The sequence below is a fragment of the Thermococcus sp. GR5 genome, from assembly GCF_012027535.1.
Lineage (GTDB): Archaea > Methanobacteriota_B > Thermococci > Thermococcales > Thermococcaceae > Thermococcus > Thermococcus onnurineus.
The window spans coordinates 1-255 of sequence record NZ_SNUN01000051.1; the positions used below are offsets into that span (position 1 = coordinate 1).

Here is a 255-nt window from a genome sequence, read left to right on the forward strand (position 1 = left end):
TGCATAGGCCTGGTCTAGCCTGCCGACTCCATAGCCGACGACACTGGCGTTGAAGTCACCGTAGTCGTTGCTCACGGTGGCCTTGACGGTGACGTTTGAGGGCTGGGCAACGTCCTTGAGTATGAGCCCAGGCTCGATGGAAACTGAGGTCAGGCTGACCTCAATCTCGTACTGGGAAGTGTCGTAGCCGCTGAGGTACTTGGTGAATATACTAGAGTAGGCAGTTATCTCCCAGGTGCCCTCGACCGGGTTGGG

1 protein-coding gene is annotated in these 255 nt (G+C 57.3%); it reads right to left on the minus strand.

From position 1 onward, the window contains the following. Window positions 1–255 (minus strand): hypothetical protein (locus tag E3E33_RS11185; RefSeq protein ID WP_167731710.1); only part of this gene is annotated, 255 nt, incomplete at both ends.